Genomic DNA, 1,840 nt, shown 5'->3' on the forward strand with positions numbered 1-1,840 from the left:
TGCGCTGGTTATTCTCCAGACGGCGCCAGGATCTCTTCCCGCCCTGGGCGAACGCCTTGGCAGCAGCGATCACATCAGCGGACACCGGATCCCCGGAACGCTGGGTCGGCTTCTGCTCCTGGGCGTCCGGGTCGATACGGCAGGGAACGCAGTCAGCGGCAGCGCGGTGCGGGTGGTTCGGGCACGCATCCTGGACCGGGCCCCGGTTCGCTGCGGTGCCGGTGGGCGCACCGGCACGACGCCAGGCGCTGTAGCGGGGCAGGTTCCTCAGCCGGGCCGGGATCACCCTGGGGTAGGCACCACGGATCGAACGCTCGTCAGCGGTCAGCCAGCGCTCGAACTCTGCGTCCAGCGGCCAGCCCTGCCGCTTGGCCGCTGCGGCAATCAGCTTGGCGAATTTCTCGACGTCCTGGAGCCCGCAGGCCCAGCGGCCGGGAAGGTTCGCGAGGAACTCGCCCGCCGCGTGCAGCTCCGCCTCGGTCAGCTCCTGGACACCAACGGGATTGCTGTTCTGCGCGATGCGCATGTTGTTCGCACCCGCCACAGCAGCAACCACCGACTCCGGCTTCGTTGCCTCTGGGGGGACGGTAGGGGGGTTTACCAACCCACCGGGGGGTCCGGGGGGACAGAGCGGACTGCGGGTCTTCCGCATTTCGGCTCTGACCAGGCGAAACGCGGGTTTCCCGCAGTCCGGCGGGCAGCTCGTGCTCCGAATCGCGGATTTTCCGCATTTCGGCACTGACCTGCATAGACGCGGTGATGCCCAGATCGACGTACTGCTCGTTGTTTGCCGGGTTGCGGTACACACGGGTAACCCAGGTGGGCCGCTCAGTGCTCGAGTCATAGGCGGCGACGCGGGAGAGGTGACCGGCTCGCGTCAGCCGCTGAGTGATGGTGTTGTACCGGTCCTTGCCCATCCTCCAGCCGCGCGCCTGTAGGTCGCCGCGGATCGCTTCCATCGTCGACGGCATCCCGGGGTCGCGCAGCAGAAGCTCTGCCAGCACTCCGAGGTCCTCGGGTTGCAATCCCGGGGTTCGCACGAGCTCGCGCCGCAGGATCACTTCCTCCGGCTGCTCCCACGGCCGCTCGATGTGGCTGTTGCCGGAGTCCTCGTTCACGCGGCACCGCCCATCGGGAGGATGCCGTCCGCAAACAGCCGGTCCATGGCAGCCTGGACGTCAGCGAGGGTCACCGGCCCGGGCGGTGTGCCCTACGGCAGCGTCAAATTCCTGATCAACTGCCCCGTCATGGCCTTCTTGGAGACCGAACCCAAGGAGGATCTGATCGCCCCCGTTCCCGGATCGGCCGTCGACTTCCGCGGCTCCTACAAGGGCGGCAGCGGCGACACCGGACACGGCCGCACCCACAGGGACAACTGAGTCTTTTTGACAGCCCGTCATGCCGGAACAAATGACGATGTTGCCCGGAGTGCTTCGGCGCCCGGGCAACATGCGTGAGCGGCAGTAAGGAGGGGGCCAGTCCAGGCATGAGGAGACCCCCGGAGTGTGGACGCGCCTGACAATGGATCTTGACGGTCCAGGAAGGTGTAGGTCTCCCTGGCAGGGCCTTCGAAGTGCAGTCCGGCGTTCCGGTCCCACGCGGTCGCGTTGTGGCGGGCTTCGGCCGGCAGGCGAACGGTCCGGGATGTCGCGGGTGGTACGAGCTGAACGTGTCGCTCTGGCGCCGGCCCGCAGCGACAGCCCGAACCTTCCCCCAGCTAGGGCGTGTGTGGGGTTGTGATCAAGGCTGTGATTCGAGGTGTCGGATCCAGAGGAGGCCGGCACATAATTCGAGTCCGGCCTGGTAGCTTTCGGGTTTTTTGTCGTAGCGGACGGCGAGG

At 67.1% G+C, this 1,840-nt stretch carries 2 protein-coding genes; one reads left to right on the forward strand and one right to left on the reverse strand.

Going from position 1 to position 1,840, the window contains the following annotated elements:
* Positions 1 to 526, reverse strand: a 526-nt coding sequence (locus O3W51_RS47865) for a hypothetical protein (RefSeq protein WP_269290367.1), incomplete at its 3' end; no start/stop codon positions are given.
* 637 nt (positions 527 to 1,163) lie between these two features.
* Between O3W51_RS47865 and O3W51_RS47870 the strand changes: the two genes are divergently transcribed.
* Positions 1,164 to 1,379, forward strand: a complete 216-nt coding sequence (locus O3W51_RS47870) for a hypothetical protein (protein ID WP_198359202.1) — start codon at positions 1,164 to 1,166, stop codon at positions 1,377 to 1,379.
* The last annotated feature ends 461 nt before the right edge of the window (positions 1,380 to 1,840 follow it).

It is taken from the genome of Streptomyces sp. H39-C1, assembly GCF_027158125.1.
GTDB classification, from domain to species: Bacteria; Actinomycetota; Actinomycetes; order Streptomycetales; family Streptomycetaceae; genus Actinacidiphila; species Actinacidiphila fildesensis.